This is a genomic window from Variovorax paradoxus B4 (genome assembly GCF_000463015.1).
Classification (GTDB): domain Bacteria; phylum Pseudomonadota; class Gammaproteobacteria; order Burkholderiales; family Burkholderiaceae_C; genus Variovorax; species Variovorax paradoxus_E.
In genome coordinates, this window is the sequence record NC_022247.1 from 1,722,531 (window position 1) to 1,742,177 (window position 19,647).

At 68.5% G+C, this 19,647-nt stretch carries 19 protein-coding genes; 18 read left to right on the top strand and 1 reads right to left on the bottom strand.

What is annotated here, in order from left to right; translation table 11 throughout:
- The 18 genes from VAPA_RS07845 (at window position 1) to VAPA_RS07930 (ending at window position 19,126) form a co-directional block, all read left to right on the top strand.
- Window positions 1-1,626, top strand: a complete 1,626-nt coding sequence (locus tag VAPA_RS07845) for an AMP-binding protein (protein ID WP_021006229.1) — start codon at window positions 1-3, stop codon at window positions 1,624-1,626.
- On the top strand, window positions 1,623-2,795 hold the full coding sequence (locus VAPA_RS07850) for a thiolase family protein (RefSeq protein WP_021006230.1): 1,173 nt from the start codon (window positions 1,623-1,625) through the stop codon (window positions 2,793-2,795). Before VAPA_RS07845 ends, VAPA_RS07850 begins: the two co-directional genes overlap by 4 nt.
- On the top strand, window positions 2,792-4,045 hold the full coding sequence (locus VAPA_RS07855) for an SDR family NAD(P)-dependent oxidoreductase (RefSeq protein WP_021006231.1): 1,254 nt from the start codon (window positions 2,792-2,794) through the stop codon (window positions 4,043-4,045). Before VAPA_RS07850 ends, VAPA_RS07855 begins: the two co-directional genes overlap by 4 nt.
- A 16-nt stretch (window positions 4,046-4,061) precedes the next feature.
- Window positions 4,062-4,874, top strand: a complete 813-nt coding sequence (locus VAPA_RS07860; protein ID WP_021006232.1) for a cyclase family protein — start codon at window positions 4,062-4,064, stop codon at window positions 4,872-4,874.
- Complete coding sequence (locus VAPA_RS07865) at window positions 4,871-5,602, top strand: SDR family NAD(P)-dependent oxidoreductase (protein ID WP_021006233.1); 732 nt, start codon at window positions 4,871-4,873, stop codon at window positions 5,600-5,602. The genes VAPA_RS07860 and VAPA_RS07865 overlap by 4 nt, the downstream gene beginning before the upstream one ends.
- A gap of 49 nt (window positions 5,603-5,651) precedes the next feature.
- Window positions 5,652-6,818 (top strand): ABC transporter substrate-binding protein, encoded by a 1,167-nt coding sequence (locus VAPA_RS07870; RefSeq protein WP_021006234.1) that lies wholly within the window; start codon window positions 5,652-5,654, stop codon window positions 6,816-6,818.
- A 268-nt stretch (window positions 6,819-7,086) separates the two neighbouring features.
- On the top strand, window positions 7,087-8,232 hold the full coding sequence (locus VAPA_RS07875; RefSeq protein ID WP_021006235.1) for an ABC transporter substrate-binding protein: 1,146 nt from the start codon (window positions 7,087-7,089) through the stop codon (window positions 8,230-8,232).
- 36 nt (window positions 8,233-8,268) lie between these two features.
- Window positions 8,269-9,594, top strand: a complete 1,326-nt coding sequence (locus VAPA_RS07880; protein WP_021006236.1) for an aromatic ring-hydroxylating dioxygenase subunit alpha — start codon at window positions 8,269-8,271, stop codon at window positions 9,592-9,594.
- Window positions 9,591-10,058: an aromatic-ring-hydroxylating dioxygenase subunit beta gene (locus tag VAPA_RS07885; RefSeq protein WP_021006237.1), complete on the top strand. Its 468-nt coding sequence runs from the start codon at window positions 9,591-9,593 to the stop codon at window positions 10,056-10,058. Before VAPA_RS07880 ends, VAPA_RS07885 begins: the two co-directional genes overlap by 4 nt.
- A gap of 41 nt (window positions 10,059-10,099) precedes the next feature.
- Window positions 10,100-11,263: an ABC transporter substrate-binding protein gene (locus VAPA_RS07890; RefSeq protein ID WP_021006238.1), complete on the top strand. Its 1,164-nt coding sequence runs from the start codon at window positions 10,100-10,102 to the stop codon at window positions 11,261-11,263.
- Between the two features lie 43 nt (window positions 11,264-11,306).
- Entirely contained in the window at window positions 11,307-12,362 is a 1,056-nt protein-coding gene (locus tag VAPA_RS07895; RefSeq protein WP_021006239.1) for a branched-chain amino acid ABC transporter permease, read from the top strand.
- Window positions 12,359-14,146 carry a branched-chain amino acid ABC transporter ATP-binding protein/permease gene (locus VAPA_RS07900; RefSeq protein ID WP_021006240.1) on the top strand — a complete coding sequence of 596 codons (1,788 nt, stop codon included), beginning with the start codon at window positions 12,359-12,361 and terminating at the stop codon, window positions 14,144-14,146. The genes VAPA_RS07895 and VAPA_RS07900 overlap by 4 nt, the downstream gene beginning before the upstream one ends.
- A gap of 82 nt (window positions 14,147-14,228) precedes the next feature.
- The gene (locus VAPA_RS07905; protein ID WP_021006241.1) at window positions 14,229-14,960 is read left to right on the top strand and encodes an ABC transporter ATP-binding protein; all 732 of its coding nucleotides are present in this window, start codon (window positions 14,229-14,231) and stop codon (window positions 14,958-14,960) included.
- On the top strand, window positions 14,950-16,554 hold the full coding sequence (locus VAPA_RS07910) for an ATP-dependent acyl-CoA ligase (protein WP_021006242.1): 1,605 nt from the start codon (window positions 14,950-14,952) through the stop codon (window positions 16,552-16,554). Before VAPA_RS07905 ends, VAPA_RS07910 begins: the two co-directional genes overlap by 11 nt.
- A complete protein-coding gene (locus tag VAPA_RS07915) occupies window positions 16,551-17,312 on the top strand; it encodes an SDR family NAD(P)-dependent oxidoreductase (RefSeq protein WP_021006243.1) in 762 nt (253 codons plus the stop codon). The genes VAPA_RS07910 and VAPA_RS07915 overlap by 4 nt, the downstream gene beginning before the upstream one ends.
- A gap of 52 nt (window positions 17,313-17,364) precedes the next feature.
- Window positions 17,365-18,141, top strand: a complete 777-nt coding sequence (locus VAPA_RS07920; protein WP_021006244.1) for an SDR family NAD(P)-dependent oxidoreductase — start codon at window positions 17,365-17,367, stop codon at window positions 18,139-18,141.
- Window positions 18,141-18,668 carry a MarR family winged helix-turn-helix transcriptional regulator gene (locus VAPA_RS07925; RefSeq protein ID WP_012746654.1) on the top strand — a complete coding sequence of 176 codons (528 nt, stop codon included), beginning with the start codon at window positions 18,141-18,143 and terminating at the stop codon, window positions 18,666-18,668. Before VAPA_RS07920 ends, VAPA_RS07925 begins: the two co-directional genes overlap by 1 nt.
- Window positions 18,668-19,126: an acyl-CoA thioesterase gene (locus VAPA_RS07930; RefSeq protein ID WP_021006245.1), complete on the top strand. Its 459-nt coding sequence runs from the start codon at window positions 18,668-18,670 to the stop codon at window positions 19,124-19,126. Before VAPA_RS07925 ends, VAPA_RS07930 begins: the two co-directional genes overlap by 1 nt.
- Window positions 19,127-19,132: 6 nt before the next feature.
- Here the strand turns inward: VAPA_RS07930 and VAPA_RS07935 are convergent, their stop codons facing one another.
- Window positions 19,133-19,525 carry a hypothetical protein gene (locus VAPA_RS07935; RefSeq protein WP_021006246.1) on the bottom strand — a complete coding sequence of 131 codons (393 nt, stop codon included), beginning with the start codon at window positions 19,523-19,525 and terminating at the stop codon, window positions 19,133-19,135.
- Window positions 19,526-19,647 lie beyond the last annotated feature (122 nt).

Sequence of the window (19,647 nt, forward strand, 5' to 3'; positions counted from 1 at the left end):
ATGCCACACGCCACCGTCCATCAAGTCTTCGCGGCGACCGCGCAGCGCACGCCGCAGGCCGAGTTCCTGTTCACCGAATCGGTGACCGCGGCCGCCTACGGCATCGCGGCCGGTGCCATTCGCTGGGGCGAGGCTGCCGCCGAGGTCGAACGTTTGCGCACGGCCTATGCGCAAGGGGGCTACGGGCATGGCCACCGCGTCGGCCTGCTGTTGGAGAACCGGCCCGCCTTCCTCTTCCATTGGTTCGCGCTCAACGCACTGGGCGTGAGTGTGGTGCCGATCAACGCGGAGATGCGTTCAGCCGAACTGATCTACCTGATCGGCCACAGCGAAATCGGGCTGGCCGTGACGCTGCCCGAGCGTGCTACCGAGCTGCGCGCGGCTGCGGCGCGCGCTGGTGTGGCCTTCGAGACCATGGGCCCCGACGACGCGGTGCCGAGCGCGAAGACGGCCGCGCCGCGCGCCCACGAGCCCATCGGCGTCGATACCGAATGCGGCCTGCTCTACACCTCTGGCACCACCGGGCGCCCGAAGGGCTGCATCCTGAGCAACGCCTACTTCCTGCGCGCCGGCGAGTGGTATGCCGCGCTCGGCGGCGTGTGCAGCATCCGGCCCGATGCGGAACGCGTGATCACGCCGCTGCCGCTCAACCACATGAACGCGATGGCGTTCTCCACCATGGTGGTGCTGGTCGCGGGGGGATGCCTGGTGCAGCTCGACCGTTTCCATCCGAAGACCTGGCTGGCCAGCGCACGCGAAAGCGGCGCCACCATCGTGCACTACCTCGGCGTGATGCCGGCCATGCTGCTGTCCGCACCCGCATCGGCGGCCGACCGCGACCACGCCATCCGCTGGGGCTTCGGTGCCGGCGTCGACCGCAAGAACCACGCGCCTTTCGAAGAGCGCTTTGGCTTCCCATTGGTCGAGGCCTGGGCCATGACCGAGACCGGCGCAGCCGCCTGCATCATGGCCAACCGCGAGCCGCGCCTCGTGGGCACGAGCTGCTTCGGGCGGCAGGAAGACTTCGTCGAGATCCGCCTCGTGGGCGAGGACGGCAATGAAGTCGGCGTCGATGCACCGGGCGAGTTGCTGGTGCGTTCGGCCGGCAACGACCCGAAGCGCTATTTCTTCTCCGGCTACCTGAAGGACGAAGAGGCCACGCGCGAAGCCTGGGCCGATGGCTGGTTCCACACCGGCGACCTGGTGCGCCGCGACGCCGAAGGCAATTTCTTCTTCCTCGATCGCAAGAAGAACGTGATCCGCCGCAGCGGCGAGAACATCTCGGCCGTCGAAGTGGAGAGCGTGCTCAACCAGCACCCGGCCGTGAAAACCTCCGCCGTGGCCGCCACGCCCGATGCGGTGCGCGGCGACGAGGTGCTGGCCTGCATCGTGATGCGCGAGGGCGTCGATGCCTCGCAGCGTGCGCAGATCGCCGCCAGCATCGTTGAACATGCGCTGGCCCAGCTGGCGTACTACAAGGCACCCGGCTACGTGGCCTTTGTCGACGCGCTGCCACTCACGCCTTCGCAGAAGATCCAGCGTGGCCAATTGCGCGAGATGGCGCAGTCGCTGCCGGGGCAAGGCCATTGCATCGACACCCGCGCGATGAAGAAGAGGCAGGCATGACGAAGCGACGACTCTCCTACGAAGGCGTCGCGGTGGCCGTGCCGGTCACCGTGCCCTACGTGCGCTACTCCACGCGCACTGCGCACTGGTTCATCGGGCAGGCCATCGAGGCGCTGGTCGAATCCAGCGGCGTTGCCAAGGAGCAGATCGACGGCCTGTGCCTCAGCAGCTTCTCGCTCGCGCCCGACACGGCCGTGGGCGTCACGCAGCACCTGGGCCTCTCGCCGCGCTGGCTCGACCATGTGCCGACCGGCGGCGCCTCGGGCGTGATGTGCCTGCGCCGCGCGGCGCGCGCCGTGCAGGCGGGCGATGCCGACATCGTGGCCTGCGTGGGTGCCGACACCAATCACGTCGACTCCTTCCGCCAGACGCTCGGCAGCTTCAGCAATTTCGCGCGCGACGCCAGCTACCCCTATGGCTCGGGCGGGCCGAATTCGATCTTCGCGTTCATCACCGCCAACTACATGCGCACCTACGGCGCGAAGCGCGAAGACTTCGGCCGTATCTGCGTGGACCAGCGCACCAACGCGCTCGGCAACCCGAACGCGATGTTCAAGAAGGGCCTGACGCTCGACGAGTACATGGCCGCGCGGCCGATCTCCGACCCGATCCACCTGTTCGACTGCGTGATGCCTTGCGCCGGCGCCGACGCCTTCCTCGTGATGAGCGAGGAGCGCGCGCGTGACCTGGGCCTGGCGCACGTGGTGATCCGCGGCGCCATCGAGCGCCACAACGCCTATGCCGATGATCCGGTGATGGTGCAGGGCGGCTGGCGCATGGACCGCGACGATCTCTACGCGCAGGCCGGCGTGCAGCCCGCCGCGCTCGACTTCGTGCAGACCTATGACGACTACCCGGTGATCGTGATGATGCAGTTCGAAGACCTGGGCTTCTGCGAGAAGGGTGAGGGCCCCGCGTTCGTGCAGTCGCACACGACGACCTTCGACGGCAGCTTCCCGAACAACACGAGCGGCGGGCAGCTCTCGGCGGGGCAGGCCGGCGCGGCAGGCGGCTTCCTCGGCATGGTCGAGGCGATTCGCCAGCTGACCGGCCAGGCCGGGCAACGCGCCGTGCCCGATGCGCAGCTTGGCCTCGTCGCGGGCTTCGGCATGGTCACTTACGACCGTTGCCTGTGTACAGGCGCCGTCATTTTGGGGAGACCGGCATGACCATGCCCCTGATGCGTCCCCCGCGCAAGAACCCGGTGCTGCGCACCCGGCAGATGAACCTGCCGCCCGGCGCGCGCGGCCGCGTGGCGCTCGGCCTCACCGCGGCCGCCGCCGAAGGCCGCTTCGAACTGCAGACTTGCGACAACTGCGGCACGGTGCAGTACCCGCCGCGTGAGGTCTGCCACAAGTGCCTCTCGGCCGCACTGCGCTGGCGCGAGCAGAGCGGCGAGGGCGAGCTGCTCGGCAGCACCACGCTGCACCACAGCAACGACCTGTTCTTCCGCGAGCGGCTGCCGTGGCGGCTGGGCCTGGTGCACCTGGATGCCGGCCCGACGCTCATGGTCCACCTGCACGGCGAGGTCGGCGATGCGCCCGAGCGTGTGCGCGTGGGCGCCCGGCTCGACCGCGCGGGTCAGGCCGTTCTCATTGGTTTTCCGAATGAAGGGAGTGCCCACATGGCCGACGACAACATGCTGCGTGAAATGACCAGCGACCCAAAGTTCCGCAAGGCGCTGGTGACCGACGGCAAGACCGAGACCGGCCAGGCCATCGTGCGCGCGCTGGTGAAGGCCGGCGCCGACATCGTCTGGGTTGGCCATGCCGAGCCCTGGAAGAAGATGGGCGACGGGCTCGACGACATCTCGGCGCTGCCGCAGGTCACGCTGGTGCCGCTCGATCTGACCAACGGCCGCCAGGTGACGGAGCTTGCGGGCTCCATCGGCGGCAAGGTCGACATCGTGATCAACAACGCCGAGGTGCACCGCACCTTCGGCATCGGCGCGCGCCGCGGCACCGACGTGGCCAAGGCCGAGATGGACATCAACTACTTCGGCCTGCTGCGCCTCGCGCAGGAGTTCGGCCCCGCGCTCAAGGGCCGCTCGGCCGACGGCGCGACGGGCGCCACGGCCTGGGTCAACCTGCTGTCGATCTATGCGCTCAGCAACTTTCCGCCGCACGGCACCTTCAGTGCCTCGAAGGCGGCGGCGCATTCGCTCGCGCAGTGCCTGCGCGCCGAAATGCGGCCGGCCGGCATCCGCGTGATCAACGTGTTCCCGGGACCCATCGACGACGAATGGAACCAGCACACGCCGCCGCCCAAGCTCGCACCCACGGCGCTGGCCAATGCCATCGTGAAGGCACTGCGCGATGGCGTGGAAGACGTCTACCCGGGCGACGTGGCGCAGGAGTGGCTGGAGCGCTGGCGCGACAACCCGAAGGTGCTCGAGCGCGAACTCGCGGCGGGCGGCTGAGACAGGAGCCACACGAATGACCACGACAACCGAACTGATGTCCGCCGCCGAAATCCTCGGCGGCCTCGTGACCGCCATGGCCAGCGGCCGCATCCGCGTGATCGACCTCACGCAGACACTCACGCCCGAGTTCCCGCAGATCGCGCTGCCGCCCGAGATGGGCCAGTGCTGGCCCTTTCGTATCGAGGAAGTGTCGAAGTACGACGAGCGCGGACCGGGCTGGTACTGGAACAATTTTTCCTGCGGCGAGCACACCGGCACGCACTTCGATGCGCCGATCCACTGGATCTCCGGCCGCGACCTGCCGAACAACTCGGTCGACACCATTCCCGTGCAGCACTTCGTGGCGCCGGCCTGCGTGATCGACTGCTCGGCCGACGTGCAGTCCAACGACGACTACCTGCTGAGCGTGGCCGACATCGAGCGCTACGAAGCCGCGCACGGCCGCATCCCGAAGGGCGCCTGGGTGCTGATGCGCACCGACTGGTCCAAGCGCAGCGACCCCGAGGCTTATCAGAACTTCGACGAGACGGGCCAGCACACGCCCGGCCCGAGCACCGAGGCCGTGCGCTTCCTGGTGGAGCAGCGCGACGTGCTGGGCTTCGGCTCGGAAGCCATCGGCACCGACGCCGGGCAGGGCTACCACCTGCGGCCGCCGTACCCGTGCCACTACTACATGCACGGCGCGGGGCGCTATGGGCTGCAGTGCCTGAGCAACCTCGACCTGCTGCCGCCATCGGGCGCGGTGCTGATCTGCCCGCCGCTGAAGATCGAGAAGGGCAGCGGCAGCCCGCTGCGTGTGCTGGCCTTGGTAGGAGCCTCGGCATGAGCACGGCGCCCAGGGTCGCGGCCGTCACCGGCGGCAGCGCCGGCATCGGCAAGACGATCTGCGAAGACCTGCTCGCGCAGGGCTACGAAGTGGTCTCGCTCGCGCGCCGCAGGGCCGAGATCGACCATCCGAAGCTGCACAGCATCGAGGTCGACCTGAGCGACCGCGCGGCCACGGGCGAGGCGGTGCGCGAACTGGTCGAGCGCTTTTCTCCGACCAGCATCGTCCACAACGCTGGCGTGATTCGCGCGGCCTTGCTGCCCGAAGTGAAGCTCGACGATCTCGATGCGCTGGTCGACCTGCACCTGGGCTGCGCGATCCAGCTGGTGCAGGGCGCGCTGCCCGTCATGCGTGCGCAACGCTTCGGCCGCATCGTGCTGCTGTCGTCGCGCGCCGCTCTGGGCCTGGCCACGCGCACCAGCTATTCCGCCACCAAGGCCGGCATGCTGGGCATGGCCCGCACCTGGGCGCTCGAACTCGCCGCGGACGGCATCACGGTCAACGTGGTGGCACCGGGCCCGATCCGCACCGACATGTTCTACGACGTGGTCGAGGCCGGCAGCGAGAAGGAACGCGCACTCGCCGCCTCCGTGCCCGTCAAGCGGCTCGGCGAATCGGCCGATGTGGCACGCGCCGTGCGTTTCTTCGCCGACCCCGACAGCAGCTTCATCACCGGGCAGGTGCTCTACGTCTGCGGCGGCACCAGCGTCGGCAGCCTCGCCCTCTGACAGTCATTCAGCGTTCTTCTCGTTCATCCATCACCTCTGGAGCATTGCCATGAAAGTCCTGAATCGATTCCGTGCCCTCGCGGGCCTGGCTGTGGGCCTCGGCGCCCTGAGCGCCGCGGGCGCGTGGGCGGCCGACCTCAAGGTCGGCTTCATCACGTCGCTGTCGGGGCCGGTGTCGTCGCTCGGCATTCCCTATGAGAAGGGCATGAAGGCCGCCATCGCCTACAAGGCCGACGTCGGCGGCCGCAAGATCCAGCTGGTGCAGCTCGACGATGCGTCCGATCCGTCCACGGCCGCGCGCAATGCCCGCAAGATGATCGACGAGGACAAGGTCGACGTCATCATCGGCACCGCGGGCTCGCCCGGTGCGCTGGCCATTGCCGGCGTTGCGCGCGAGACCAAGACGCCGCTCATCTCCATCGCCAACGCCAACCTGCCGGGCGAGGAGGGCGCGTGGATGGTGACGCTGCCGCAGCCCGCACCGTTGATGGTGAGCGCGGTGGTCGAGCGCATGAAGAAGTCGGGCGTGAAGACGGTCGGCTACATCGGTTTTTCCGACGCCTGGGGCGACCTGGTGTACGACGCGCTGCAGAAGAGCGCGGAGCCGGCCGGCATCAAGATCGTGTCGAACGAGCGCTATGCGCGCGCCGATTCGTCGGTGACCGGACAGGTGCTCAAGATCGTGGCGTTGCGTCCTGACGCGGTGATCACCGGCACTTCGGGAACGCCTGGCGCGTTGCCCTACCTGGCACTCGCAGAGCGCGGCTACAAGGGCCAGATCTACGGCATGCATGCGCTGATCAACCCGGACTTCGTGCGTGTGGGCGGTGCATCGGTCGAAGGACTGCTGGCGCCCACCGGCCCGGTGATCGTGGCCGAGCAGCTGCCGAGCGAGAACCCGATCCGCAAGGTGTCGATGGACTTCCGCGCGGCCTACCAGAAGGCCAACGGCGCACCGCCGACCGATGCCTTCTCGGCCTACACCTTCGATGCCTGGCTGCTGTACCTCGACGCGGCGCAGCGTGCGCTCGCCACCAAGGCCGAGCCTGGCACGCCGCAGTTTCGCCTCGCGCTGCGCGACGCCATCGTGAGTACCAAGGAGCTGGTTGGAACGCACTCGGTCTACAACTTCAAGCCGACCGACCGCTATGGCTCGGATGAACGTTCGCGTGTTGTCGTGAAGCTGGAAAAGGGACAGTGGAAGCTGGTTCCATGAAATGACGGCTTGCCTTTTTGTTCGTCGCGTTGTGTTTGAAGTGCGCTGCTGTCCAGGGTGCGTTCCCGCCGACGGGGTACCTTGCTCCGCGAATGTCCCCCGGCCTGCGGCCTCCTCCTTTATTTCGCTGCGCAAGGCACCCCATCAGCGGGAGCGTTGGACAGGGCAGTCGTTGATCGGCGATACACCCAGGGCGTGCCCTGAACAAAAGCGCCCCGAACAAGAACGCAAGCACCCCAACACAACACCACAAGCTGGAGCACCAACAATGAAACAGAACCTGATCCGGATCATGGGATTCACTGCAGCAGCGTTCGCGGCCGCGCAAGCCATGGCGGCCGACCTGAAGATCGGCTTCATCAGCTCGCTCTCGGGCCCGGTCGCTGCACTGGGCGTGCCGTACGAGAAGGGCATTCGCGCCGCCATTGCCGAGCATCCCGAAATCGGCGGCCGCAAGGTCCAGCTGATCGTGCTCGACGACGCCTCCGATCCCACCACCGCCGGGCGCAATGCGCGCAAGCTCGTGGTGGAAGACAAGGTCGACGTGCTGATCGGCACCTCGGGCGTGCCGGGCGCGATGGCCATTGCGTCCGTGGCGCGCGAACTCAACACGCCGCTGATCTCGCCCACGCCCGTCACCATCCCCGGCCCCGAAGGCGCATGGACCGTGACCGTGTCGCAGCCATTCCCGCTCATGGTCGCGGGCGTGGTCGAGCGCATGCAGAAGTCGGGCGTGAAGACGGTGGCCTTCATCGGCTTTTCCGATGCGCTGGGCGACCTGGCCTACGACTCGCTCGTGAAGAGCGCCGACAAGGCCGGCATCAAGGTGGTGGCGAACGAGCGCTATGCGCGCAGCGACTCGTCGGTGGCTGGGCAGGTGCTCAAGATCGTGGCGCAGCGGCCCGATGCGGTGTTCGCAGGCAACTCGGGCACGCCGGGTGCACTGCCCTACATCGCGCTCGCCGAGCGCGGCTACAAGGGCAAGCTCTACGGCACGCATGGCCTCATCAATGCCGATTTCGTGCGCGTCGGCGGTGCCTCCATCGAGGGCCTGCAGGTGCCCAGCGGTCCCGTGCTGGTGGCCGACCAGCTGCCCGACACCAGCCCGATCAAGAAGGTGTCGATGGGCTTTCGGAGCGCCTACCAGAAGGTGAACGGCGCGGTGCCCACCGATGCCTTCTCCTCGTACACCTACGACGCCTACCTGCTGCTCGCCGATGCCGCCTCGCGCACGAAGGGCGAGCCGGGCACGCCGCAGTACCGCACCGCGCTGCGCGATGCCATCGTGGCTACCCGCGAGCTGGTGGGCACGCACGGCATCTACACCTTCAAGCCCGACGACCGCTACGGTTCCGACCAGCGCGGCGTGGTGATCGTGCAGATGAACAAGGGCCAGTGGAAGCTCGTGCCCTGAGCACACGCTGAACGAACGCCGACCGGGCTCACGCCGATGACCAGCTACCGCCATCATCCCGACCGCATCGCCGCGCTCGTGCAGGACGACCGGGTGCACCGCGACCTGTACTTGAGCGAGGAGATCTTCGCGCTCGAGCAGGAGCACCTGTTCGCAAACACCTGGGTCTATCTCGGCCACGCGAGCCAGGTGCCGGAGCCGGGCGACTTCGTGGCGCAGGAGATCGCGGGCCGGCCGCTCCTGATGGTGCGCCAGCCCGACGGCGCGGTGCACGTGCTCTACAACCGCTGCGCCCACAAGGGTACGCAGCTGGTGACCGACGAGTGCGGCAACACCGGCCGCTTCTTTCGTTGCCCGTATCACGCCTGGACCTACAAGCTCGACGGTGCGCCGCTCGGCGTGCCGCTGAAGAACGGCTACGAAGGCACGCAGCTCAAGGCCTGCGAGTCGGGCCAGGGGCTTTCAGTGGTGAGGCACGTGAAGGTCTACCGCGACTTCGTCTTCGTGCGGCTCGCAGGCACCGGCCCCTCGTTCGAGGACTATTTCGGCGAGGTGCTCGGCGCCATCGACAACATGGTCGACCGCTCGCCCGAGGACAAGCTCACCGTGGGCGGCGGCGTGCTGCGCAACATCGTCCACTGCAACTGGAAGATGTACCTCGAGAACATCAACGACACGGTGCATCCGATGTCGACGCATGAGTCGGCCACCAAGGCGGCCGAGGCGCTGTGGGAAGGCCATGCGCCTTCTGACCCCAAGCCGATGGCGATGGAGCAGATCCTGCCTTTCGGATCGGGCTACGAATTCTTCGACAAGATGGGCGGGCGTGTTTTCGCCAATGGCCACAGCGTGCTGGGCGTGAACTTCAGCATCCATTCCAACTACGCGCAGTTGCCCGAATACGAGGCCGCGATGCGCGCCGCGCACGGCGAAGAGCGTGCGACCGAGATCCTGCAGCGCTCGCCGCAGAACTCGGTCTTCTATCCGAGCCTGTCGGTCAAGGGCTCGCCGCAGGCCATCCGCGTGATCCGGCCACTGGCCGCCAACCGCACGCTCGTCGAGGCCTGGAGCTTCCGCGCGGCCGGTGCGCCGGCGCTGCTGTTCGAGCGCGCCCTGAGCTACAACCGGCTCGTGTTCTCGCCGATGTCGGTGGTCGCGCACGACGACGTGCATTTGTTCGAGAGCATCCAGCAGGGGCTGCGCGCCGGCGGCAACGAGTGGGTGAGCCTGCACCGCAATTTCGATGTTGCCGAACTCGGGCAATCGACCCTCACCACCAACGGCACGAATGAACTGCTCATGCGCAACCAGTTCCGCGCCTGGGCGAAGTCGATGTTGGCGGGCATGGAGGCCGCGGCATGAGCAGCGACCCGCGCGATTTCGCCGCCCATGAGGCCGCCTTGCTCGACGAGCGGCGCTTCGACGACTGGCTGGCACTCTTCACCGAAGACGGCCACTACTGGGTGCCGCTTCTGGGCGCCGCGCAGGCCGACCCGTTCTCGCACAACTCGCTGGCCTATGAAGACCGGTTGCTGCTGCAGCTGCGTGTCGATCGCCTGAAGAGCCCGCGTGCGCATTCGCAGCACCCTCCGAGCCACAGCCAGCATGTGCTGCAGCCTTCGCGCATCGAGGAAGAGACGAACGATGCGGTGCACCTGCGCACGCCGTTCCTCTACATCGAGGCGCGCGGCGAATCGCAGATCCTGCTGACCGGCACCGCCCGCCACCACCTCGTGCGCACGCCCACGGGCTGGGCCATCCGCCAGAAGCGCATCGACCTGCTCAACGCCGCACGCGCGCTGCCTGCGATCCAGTTGTTCATCTGATTTTTTCCGTTCATTCCATCCATCCTCACTGGAGCTACGACATGAAGAGCCTGATGCAGATCTTGACGCGCGGTGCCCTCGCCGCGGCGCTGACCGCCTGTGGTGTTGCAAGCGCATTCGCGGCCGACCTCAAGGTCGGCCTGAGCGTGTCGCTGTCGGGGCCGAACTCCTCGCTGGGCGTGCCCTACGCCAAGGGCATGCAGGCCGCGCTGGCCTACAAGCCGGAGATCAACGGCCGCAAGGTGCAGCTCATCGTGCTGGACGACGGCTCCGACCCGACCACGGCCGGGCGCAATGCGCGCAAGCTGATCGAGGAGGACAAGGTCGATGTGCTGATGGGCACCTCGGGCGTCCCGGCCGCCATTGCGATGGCGCAGGTGGGCAAGGAAGCCAAGGTGCCGATGATCGGGCTCACTCCCATCCTGCTCGACGCGAACGAGAACCCGTGGGTCATGACGGTGGCGCAGCCCACGCAGCTGATGATCGATGCGGTGGTCGAGCGCATGAAGCGCAACAACGTCAAGACGGTCGGCTACATCGGCTTCACCGATGCCTGGGGCGATCTGGTCTACAACGCACTGATGAAGGCCGCACCCGAGGCCGGCATCAAGGTGGTGAGCAACGAGCGCTACGCGCGCGCCGATGCCTCGGTGACCGGGCAGGTGCTGAAGATCGTCGCGCTCAGGCCCGATGCGGTGATGACCGGCGGCGCCGGCACGCCGGGCGCGCTGCCGTTCCTTGCGCTGCAGGAGCGCGGCTACAAGGGCGGCGTGTACGGCCAGCACGGGCTGATCAACCCCGACTTCGTGCGCGTGGTCGGCGCCTCGGGGCAGAACGCGCTGATGCCCACCGGCCCGGTGATCGTGGCCGAGCAACTGCCCGACAGCCATCCAACGAAGAAGATCGCGACCGATTTCCGCGCCGTGTTCCAGAAGGTCAACAACGCACCCACCAGCGATGCGTTCTCGGCCTATTCCTTCGACGGCTGGCTGGTGTTTGCCGATGCCGCTTCGCGCGCCATGAAGAAGGCCGAGCCGGGAACCGCCGAGTTCCGCGTCGCATTGCGCGATGCCATCTTCAGCACCAAGGAAGTGGTGGGCACGCACGGCGTCTACACCTTCAAGCCCGGCAGCCTCTACGGGGTGGACGAACGCGCACGCGTGATCGTCAAGCTCGACAACGGCCAATGGAAGCTCGCACCTTGAACCGCTTCATGCCAATGACGATGATTTCCCGAGAGGCTTTTCTATGACATGGGACGTGGCGCTGATTCTCGTCACCGATGGCCTGGCCAACGGTGCCGTCTATCTGCTGGCCGGGCTCGGGCTGGTCTTGATCTTTTCCGTCACGCGGGTGGTGTTCGTGCCGTTCGGCGACATCGCGGCCTTCGCGGCCCTGTCGCTCGCGGCCTTCGAAACCGGTCGCGTGCCGCCGACCATCGGCATGGTCGCGGTGCTCGCGGCGCTCGCGCTGGCGACGGAGATCGGCAGCCTGCTGCGGCGTGGGGAGGCCTCGCGCATTCCCAAGGCGGTGCTGATGTGGGGCGTGCTTCCTGCGATTCCGTGCCTGCTGGCGTGGCTGGCGGCGCGGCCCGGCGTGCCGGTGGCGGTGCACATCGCGGTGGCCGTGCTGCTGGTGGTGCCCATTGCGCCGCTGCTCGCGCGGGTGGTGTTCCAGCCGATCGCGGATGCCTCGGTGCTGGTGCTGCTGATCGTGTCGCTGGCGCTGCATTTCCTGCTGTCGGGCCTGGGCCTTCTGTTCTTCGGCCCTGAAGGCTCGCGCACCACGCCGCTCACGAGCGCCGCGTTCACGCTGGGCGACGGCTTCACGGTCAGCGGCCAGGTGGTGCTGATGGTGGGCGCGGCCATCGTGCTGAGCGGGCTGTTCTTCCTGGTGTTCGAGCGCACGGTGGCGGGCAAGGCGCTGCGCGCCACGGCCGTGAACCGGGTCGGCGCGCGGCTGGTGGGCATCCGGCCGGTGCGCACGGCGCTGCTGGCGTATGGCTGCGCCTCGCTGCTGGCCGGGCTCATCGGCGTGCTGATCGCGCCGGTGACCACCATGTACTACGACTCGGGTTTCATCATCGGCCTGAAGGCCTTCGTGGCCGCGATCATCGGTGGGCTCGTGAGCTACCCGATGACGGCCGTGGGCGCGCTCGCCGTGGGCGTGGTGGAAAGCTTCGCCTCATTCTGGAGCGGAGCGCTGAAAGACGTGATCGTGTTCAGCCTGCTGATTCCGGTACTCATGCTGCGGTCGTTCATGGCGGCCCATGCCGAAGAGGAAGAAGACGAGGTGGACCAATGAACGCGAACCGCAAGCGCATGGCGTGGATCGCCGTGGTGGTCGCCGTGCTGGCCCTGGTGCCGGCGGTGGCGGGCAGCTTCACGGTCTCGCTGCTCAACGACATCGGCATCGGCGCGCTGGTGGCGCTCGGGCTGGTGCTGCTCACCGGCGTGGGCGGTGCGACTTCGTTCGGGCAGGCGGCCTTCGTGGGCATCGCGGCCTATGCCACGGCCTGGCTCACCACCACGCAGGGCCTGTCGCCATGGATCGGGCTGCTGTTCGCGCTGCTGCTCACGGGCCTGTCGGCGCTGGCCATCGGCATGCTGACGCTGCGGCTGGGCGGGCACTTCCTGCCGCTCAGCACCATTGCCTGGGGCCTGTCGATCGCGATGCTGTTCGGCAACGTCGATGCGCTCGGGCGCCACACGGGCCTGTCGAACATTCCGGCGCTGCAGATCGCAGGCTGGTCGCTGGCCGATCCGCGTTCGATGTACTACCTGATCTGGGTGGTGGTCGGGCTGGCCTGCCTGTTCAGCCACAACCTGCTGCAGTCGCGGCCGGGGCGCGCGATTCGCGGCCTGCGCGGCGGTGCCACGCTGCTCGCGAGCGTGGGGGCGGATGCCTACCGCGTACGGCTCACGCTGTTCGTCACGGCCGCGCTGTTCGCGGGGCTGGCGGGCTGGCTCTATGCGCACATGAACCGCTTCGTGAGCCCTTCGCCCTTCGACGTGCGTGCCAGCATCGAATACCTGCTGATGGCGGTGGCCGGCGGGCTCGGGCAGCTGGCGGGCGCGCTGGTGGGCGCCGCGCTGGTGCTGGTGCTGAAGAACGGCCTGCAGGACGTGCTGCCGATGCTCACGCAGCGTGCGGGTCAGCTGGAGGCCGTGGCCTTCGCGACGCTCTTCATCCTGCTGCTGCACTTTGCGCGGGGCGGGCTCATGGGTCTGCTGCGGCGCTGGACGCGCCGCCGCGCCGGCGCCCAAGGCGCTTCGCGCCACGAGGCGCCCGCGGTCGATCCGCTGCCGCACCGGCAACTGCCGGCGCGCGGCACGCAGGTGTTGTCGGTGAACGGCGCGCTCAAGCGCTTCGGCGGATTGGTGGCGGTCAACGACGTGAGCTTTGAAGTGAACGCGGGCGAGATCGTCGGCCTCATCGGGCCCAACGGCGCGGGCAAGTCGACCATGTTCAACCTGCTGACCTGCACGCTGCCGATGACCTCGGGCCAGGTGCGCTTTCTCGGCCACGACATTGCCGGCATGCCGCAGCGGCAGGTGGCGCGGCTGGGGCTGGCGCGCACCTTCCAGCACGTGAAGCTGCGGCCCCACATGAGCCTGCTCGACAACGTGGCGCTGGGCGCGCATTCGCGCACGCGCTCGGGCATCCTGAAGGCAGGCCTGCGGCTGGATCGCAAGGAAGAGATGCAGATCCTGCAGGAGGCGCAGCGCCAGCTCGACCGCATCGGCCTGGGCGACCGCGCGCACGAGCTCGCGGGCAGCCTGCCGCTGGGCACGCAGCGCATCCTGGAGATCGCGCGTGCACTGGCCGCCGACCCGGTGCTGCTGGTGCTCGACGAGCCCGCGGCGGGCCTGCGCCGCAAGGAAAAGATGGCGCTTGGCGACCTGCTGCGCAAGCTGCGCGAGGAGGGCGTGACCATCCTCATCGTCGAGCACGACATGGACTTCGTGATGAAACTGGTGGACCGTCTGGTGGTGATGAACTTCGGCTCCAAGCTCGTCGAGGGCGTGCCGTCGGCGGTGCGTGCCGACGAGCGCGTGCAGGCGGCTTACCTGGGGAGTGTTGTATGAGCGCCGCACGGCCGCCCGAAGACGCGGGCCCCCTTCAGGGGGTGCGCGAAGTACACGAAGTGACAAGCCTGGGGGTGACGAAATGACCGCGATGCTGGAGATTGGCGACCTGCACGTCTCGTACGGGCAGGTCGAGGCGGTGCGCGGCGTGTCGCTCGACCTGCAGCCGGGGCAGATCATCTCGGTGATCGGGCCCAACGGCGCGGGCAAGACCACGCTGCTCGCGGCTGCGATGGGGCTGCTGCCCTGCAAGGGCACGCTGCGCTTCGAGGGCGAAGACCTGCAGGGCCTCGACGTGGAGGCGCGCGTGGAGCGCGGCCTGTGCCTGGTGCCGGAGAAGCGCGAGCTGTTCGGCGAGCTCACCGTGCTCGACAACCTGCAGCTCGGCGCCTATGCCAGGCGGCTGCGCAGCGATGCGATGAAGCGCCAGCTGCAATCGGTGTACGACCGCTTCCCGCGCCTGGCCGAACGCCGCTCGCAGCGCGCCGACACGCTCTCGGGCGGCGAGCGGCAGATGCTCGCGGTGGGCCGTGCCCTGATGTCCGCGCCGCGCCTGCTGATGCTCGACGAGCCCAGCCTCGGGCTCGCGCCGCTGATCGTGCGCGACATTCTTTCCATCGTGCGCAAGCTGCGCGAGGACGGCGTCTCGATCCTGCTGGTGGAGCAGAACGCGCGCGCCGCGCTCGAGACCTCGGACCACGGCTACGTGCTGGAAACCGGCGAGATCGCGCTGTCGGGCGCATCGGGCGAACTGGCGAGCGATCCGCGGGTGCAGGCCACCTACCTGGGCGGAGGCACGCACGATGACGAGTGAAGCGCGCGCGCTGCCGCCGGGCCAGCGCACGCTGTCCGCGATGCTGCAGCGGCAGTCGGAACGCTTCGCCGGGCGTCCGCTGCTGCGGATCGCGGGGCGGCAATGGACGCACGGCGACGCGGCCGAGGCGGCCGCGGTGCGTGCCGGTGCGCTGGCCGAGGCCGGCGTGGCGCGCGGCGACCGCATCGCCGTGATGTGCGGCAACCGCATCGAGTTTCTCGAAACCTTTCTCGGCGCGGGCTGGCTCGGCGCCTCGGTGGTGCCGGTCAACACCGCGTCGATGGGGCCGCAGATCGAATACTTCCTTGCCGACAGCGAGGCGAAGCTGCTGGTGATCGAGGCGGGCTTTCTCGAACGGCTGGCGACGGCCGATCTGGGGCGCACGGCGCTGCGCGAGCTCTGGGTCGTCGGCGAGACGGCCGCCTCATGGGCGCCGCCTGCAGGCGTTCGCGTCTCGAGCTACCCCGAAGGCGGGCCGCCCATTGCGCCGGCCGCGGTGCAGCCCGGCGACCCGCTCGCCATCCTCTACACCTCGGGCACCACCGGCCCTGCCAAGGGCGTGGTCTGTCCGCATGCGCAGTATTTCTGGTGGGGCGTGAACAGCGCCGAGGTGCTCGGCGTCGGCCGCGACGACGTGCTGTGCACCACGCTCCCACTGTTCCACATCAATGCGCTCAACACCTTCGTGCAGGCCGCGCTGACCGGGGCCGAAGTGGTGTTCGAATCGCGCTTCTCGGCCTCGGGCTTCTGGCCGTCGATGCGCGCCAACGGGGCGACCGTGGTCTACCTGCTGGGCGCGATGGTGCCCATCCTGCTTGCCCAGCCCGAGGGCGAAGGCGAGCGCGATCACCGTGTCCGCATCGGGCTCGGGCCGGGCGTGCCGTCGGCGGCCGGGCAGGCCTTCAAGGCGCGCACCGGCGTGCCGCTGCTCGAAGGCTATGGGTCGACCGAGACCAACTTCGCGATTGCCACTGCGCCGGATTCGCCGCGCGGCGGCGTCATGGGCTGGCTGCGCCCCGGCTTCCAGGCGCGCGTGGCCGATGAAGGCGACGTGGAACTGCCGGCAGGCGAGGCCGGCGAACTGCTGCTGCGCGCGGACGAGCCCCACGCCTTTGCGAGCGGCTACTTCAACATGCCCGAGAAGACGGTCGAGGCCTGGCGCAACCTCTGGTTCCATACCGGCGACCGCGTGGTGCGCGATGCCGATGGCGCCTTTCGCTTTGTCGACCGCATCAAGGATGCGATCCGCAGGCGCGGCGAAAACATCTCGTCCTTCGAGGTCGAGCAGGTGCTGCTGAGCCACCCCGGCGTGGCCTCCTGCGCCGTGTACCCGGTGCAATCCGAACTGGCCGAGGACGAGGTGATGGCCGCGCTGGTGCCGCGCGAGGGCGGGCGCATCGAACCGGCCGAACTGGCGCGCTTCTGCGAGAGCCGCCTGCCGTACTTCGCGGTACCGCGCTACATCGACGTGCTGCCGGACCTGCCGCGCACCGAGAACGGCAAGGTGCAGAAGTTCAAGCTGCGCGAACGCGGCGTCAGTGAACAGACCTGGGACGGGCGGCCTGCCGTTCGTCCTCCGGTCAAGGCGGCATGAGTTCCCCGCCGTCACCGCTTGCCGGCCAGGCCGCGTTCGTGACCGGCGCGGGGCAGGGCCTGGGTGCCGCGATTGCGCGCGGATTGGGCGAAGCGGGTGCGCGCGTGGTGCTTGCGGATATCGATGCCCACGGCGCTGAATCCGCAGCCGCGGGCCTGCGCGCTGCGGGCGCGGACTGCATCGCGATGGAACTCGACGTGCGCAGCGAGGCGGCGTTCTCCCGCTGCTTCGATGCAGCGGCGGCCCGTTTCGGCGCCATCGACCTGCTGGTCAACAATGCCGCGCGCACGCCGTTCACCTCGGTCTGGGACATCACGCCGGACGAGTGGGACGACGTGCTGGCCGTCAACCTGCGCGGCAGCTTCTTCGGCTGCCGCATTGCCGGGCGGCACATGCGCGGGCGCGGGTCCGGGCGCATCGTCAACCTGGCGTCGTTGGCGGGTCAGCAGCCCAGCGCTGCAACCGGCGTGCACTATGCGGCCAGCAAGGCCGGACTGCTGGCGCTGACGCGCAGCTTCGCGCAGGAACTCGCGCCGCATGGCGTCACGGTGAACGCGCTGGCCCCGGCAGCGGTTCGCGGCCCCGCGCTCGATGCACTGGACCCGGCGCGGCAGCAGGCGCTGAAGGCCGCCATTCCGCTCGGCCGCTTCGGCGAGGCCGAAGAGGTGGCGGCCGCCGTGGTCTACCTCGCTTCGCCCGCGGCAGCCTTCATGACGGGGGCCACGCTGGACCTCAACGGCGGCCGTTTCATGCGCTGAACAGATGATGCGCCGCACACGCTAAAATAGTTCAGAACTAAATCATTCAGGTATGCATGCAAATTCATTGAACGGCCGCCATGCCCTCGTCACCGGGGCTGCACGCGGCATCGGGGCCGAGATTGCCCGTACCCTGGCTGCCGAGGGCGCAACGCTCACGCTGCTCGGGCGCGACCTCGATGCGCTCCAGCGCGTGGCCGCGTCGCTCGAGGGCCAGGGCCACGGCGTCGCCGCAGCCGACGTGGCCGACGCGCAGGCCGTGCAGTCGGCCTTTGCGCTGGCGCGTGCCGAACGCGGACCGCTCGCCATCCTCGTCAACAACGCAGGCGCGGCCGAGAGCGCACCTTTTCTCAAGACCTCGGCCGAGCTCTGGCAGCGCATGCTGTCGGTGAACCTCACCGGCGCGTTCCTGTGCACGCAGGCCGCGCTGCCCGACATGCTCGAAGCCGGCTGGGGCCGCATCGTCAACATTGCCAGCACCGCGGGCCAGAAGGGCTATGCCTACGTCGCGGCCTATGCGGCGGCCAAGCACGGCGTGATCGGGCTCACGCGCTCGCTCGCGCTCGAGGTGGCGCGCAAGGGCATCACGGTGAACGCGGTGTGCCCCGGCTACACCGACACCGACATCCTGCGCGCGAGCGTTGCCAACGTGGTGGGCAAGACTGGGCGCAGCGAGGCCGATGCACTGGCCGAGTTCTCCAGCGCCAATCCGCAGCGGCGCATCGTGCGGCCCGCCGAGGTGGCTGACGCGGTGCGCTGGCTCTGCGGCAGCGGCGCCGCATCCGTCACCGGGCAATCGGTCTCGGTGTCGGGCGGGGAGGTGATGTGATGCGCAACGATGCGTCGCATGCCGCGCTCAGCGATGCCGAGGAGCTCGGCCACGAGGCCCGCGCCGGCCGCGAAGACCACGCCATGCTCAGGCTGTGGCTGCGCATGCTCGCAAGCACCACGCAGATCGAAGCCGAGATACGGCGCCGGCTGCGCGAGCGCTTCGGCATTTCGCTGGCGCGCTTCGACTACATGGCCCAGCTCTACCGCTATGAAGAAGGCCTCAAGATGCGCGTGCTGTCGCGCTACCTGATGGTGACCGGCGGCAACGTCACGGGCCTGACCGACGAACTCGAGCGCGACGGCCTGGTGGCGCGCGCCCACAGCCCCGACGACCGCCGCTCGTGGATCGTGAGCCTCACGCCCAAGGGCCGTGCGAGCTTCGAGACCATGGCCAAGGAGCACGAGCAATGGATCCTCGAGATGTTCTCGGGGCTCGACATGAAGACCGTCAGGCAGATGCACGCACAGCTCGGCCAGCTGCGCGTGCACGTGATGCGCAGCGAGCCTGCGGGCGAGGAGGGCTGATGGCGACGAGCGCAGGCGAAACCGAAACGCCCCAGGCGGAGTTCCAGCGCGCGCGGATGATCCGCTTTTCCGATTGCGACCCCGCGGGCATCGTCTTCTATCCGCAGTACTTCGTCATGCTCAACGGCCTGGTGGAAGACTGGGTGAGCGAAGGGCTCGGCATCGGCTACCACGCGCTCATCGCGAAGCGGCGCATCGGCCTGCCCACGGTGCGGCTCGAGGCCGACTTCCGCGCCGTGAGCCGCATGGGCGACCGCGTCACGCTGGGCCTTGCCGTGGAGCGGCTGGGCTCGCGCTCCATGACGCTCGCGCTGCGCTGCTTCGACCCCGCCAGCGGCGAACTGCGCATGCAGGTGAAGCAGGTGCTCGTGACCACCTCGCTCGAGAGCCATCGCGCCGTGGAAATTCCGCATGACCTGCGCGCGGCCATCCTGCGCGGCGCGGCGTCGCTCGCCTGAAGCGCATCAGGGCGGCGGCTCGTCGCCGGGCGCGCGCGCCGCGCGCTGCTTGAGCCAGCCGCCGAGTTCCCTCTTTCCCTTGGCGTTGGCCTGCCGCCAGGCCTCGCGCGCGGCTGCGATGAAGCGCTCTTCAGCCGCATCGGGCACTTCGGAGGGCCGGTCTTCCTTGTCGAGCCAGCCCGCCTCCACTTCGCAATGCTGCTCGATCTGCCGTGCCAGGTTGTCGCCGATGGGGCGGGAGCTCTTGATCTGGCTCCACATGCTGGGCGAGATTTCGATCTTCCTGGCAAAGGCCTGGTCCAGTCCCTTGGCGGGCAGGCCGGCTGCAATGGCCCCTTCGAGAAAGCGGCGGTGCAGCGCAAGAACATTGCGGCGACGCGCGACGGTGGTATTGGGCACTGTTTGAAAACAACAACAACGAGACAGGGAAGATTGTCCCGGTTGTTGACGCTGCCGTAAACACTATTTACAGTTCAGCTCATTCGCGGTTTCGGCCGCGCCAAGAAAAGCTTCGACCAGGA

What these genes read in the sequence shown, in the direction of transcription:
- VAPA_RS07875 (WP_021006235.1), top strand. Translation starts at nt 7,087, where the DNA reads ATGAAACAGAACCTGATCCGGATCATGGGATTCACTGCAGCAGCGTTC.
- VAPA_RS07870 (WP_021006234.1), top strand. Translation starts at nt 5,652, where the DNA reads ATGAAAGTCCTGAATCGATTCCGTGCCCTCGCGGGCCTGGCTGTGGGC.
- VAPA_RS07865 (WP_021006233.1), top strand. Translation starts at nt 4,871, where the DNA reads ATGAGCACGGCGCCCAGGGTCGCGGCCGTCACCGGCGGCAGCGCCGGC.
- VAPA_RS07895 (WP_021006239.1), top strand. Translation starts at nt 11,307, where the DNA reads ATGACATGGGACGTGGCGCTGATTCTCGTCACCGATGGCCTGGCCAAC.
- VAPA_RS07920 (WP_021006244.1), top strand. Translation starts at nt 17,365, where the DNA reads ATGCATGCAAATTCATTGAACGGCCGCCATGCCCTCGTCACCGGGGCT.
- VAPA_RS07885 (WP_021006237.1), top strand. Translation starts at nt 9,591, where the DNA reads ATGAGCAGCGACCCGCGCGATTTCGCCGCCCATGAGGCCGCCTTGCTC.
- VAPA_RS07860 (WP_021006232.1), top strand. Translation starts at nt 4,062, where the DNA reads ATGACCACGACAACCGAACTGATGTCCGCCGCCGAAATCCTCGGCGGC.
- VAPA_RS07915 (WP_021006243.1), top strand. Translation starts at nt 16,551, where the DNA reads ATGAGTTCCCCGCCGTCACCGCTTGCCGGCCAGGCCGCGTTCGTGACC.
- VAPA_RS07930 (WP_021006245.1), top strand. Translation starts at nt 18,668, where the DNA reads ATGGCGACGAGCGCAGGCGAAACCGAAACGCCCCAGGCGGAGTTCCAG.
- VAPA_RS07900 (WP_021006240.1), top strand. Translation starts at nt 12,359, where the DNA reads ATGAACGCGAACCGCAAGCGCATGGCGTGGATCGCCGTGGTGGTCGCC.
- VAPA_RS07890 (WP_021006238.1), top strand. Translation starts at nt 10,100, where the DNA reads ATGAAGAGCCTGATGCAGATCTTGACGCGCGGTGCCCTCGCCGCGGCG.
- VAPA_RS07880 (WP_021006236.1), top strand. Translation starts at nt 8,269, where the DNA reads ATGACCAGCTACCGCCATCATCCCGACCGCATCGCCGCGCTCGTGCAG.
- VAPA_RS07910 (WP_021006242.1), top strand. Translation starts at nt 14,950, where the DNA reads ATGACGAGTGAAGCGCGCGCGCTGCCGCCGGGCCAGCGCACGCTGTCC.
- VAPA_RS07855 (WP_021006231.1), top strand. Translation starts at nt 2,792, where the DNA reads ATGACCATGCCCCTGATGCGTCCCCCGCGCAAGAACCCGGTGCTGCGC.
- VAPA_RS07925 (WP_012746654.1), top strand. Translation starts at nt 18,141, where the DNA reads ATGCGCAACGATGCGTCGCATGCCGCGCTCAGCGATGCCGAGGAGCTC.
- VAPA_RS07845 (WP_021006229.1), top strand. Translation starts at nt 1, where the DNA reads ATGCCACACGCCACCGTCCATCAAGTCTTCGCGGCGACCGCGCAGCGC.
- VAPA_RS07850 (WP_021006230.1), top strand. Translation starts at nt 1,623, where the DNA reads ATGACGAAGCGACGACTCTCCTACGAAGGCGTCGCGGTGGCCGTGCCG.
- VAPA_RS07905 (WP_021006241.1), top strand. Translation starts at nt 14,229, where the DNA reads ATGACCGCGATGCTGGAGATTGGCGACCTGCACGTCTCGTACGGGCAG.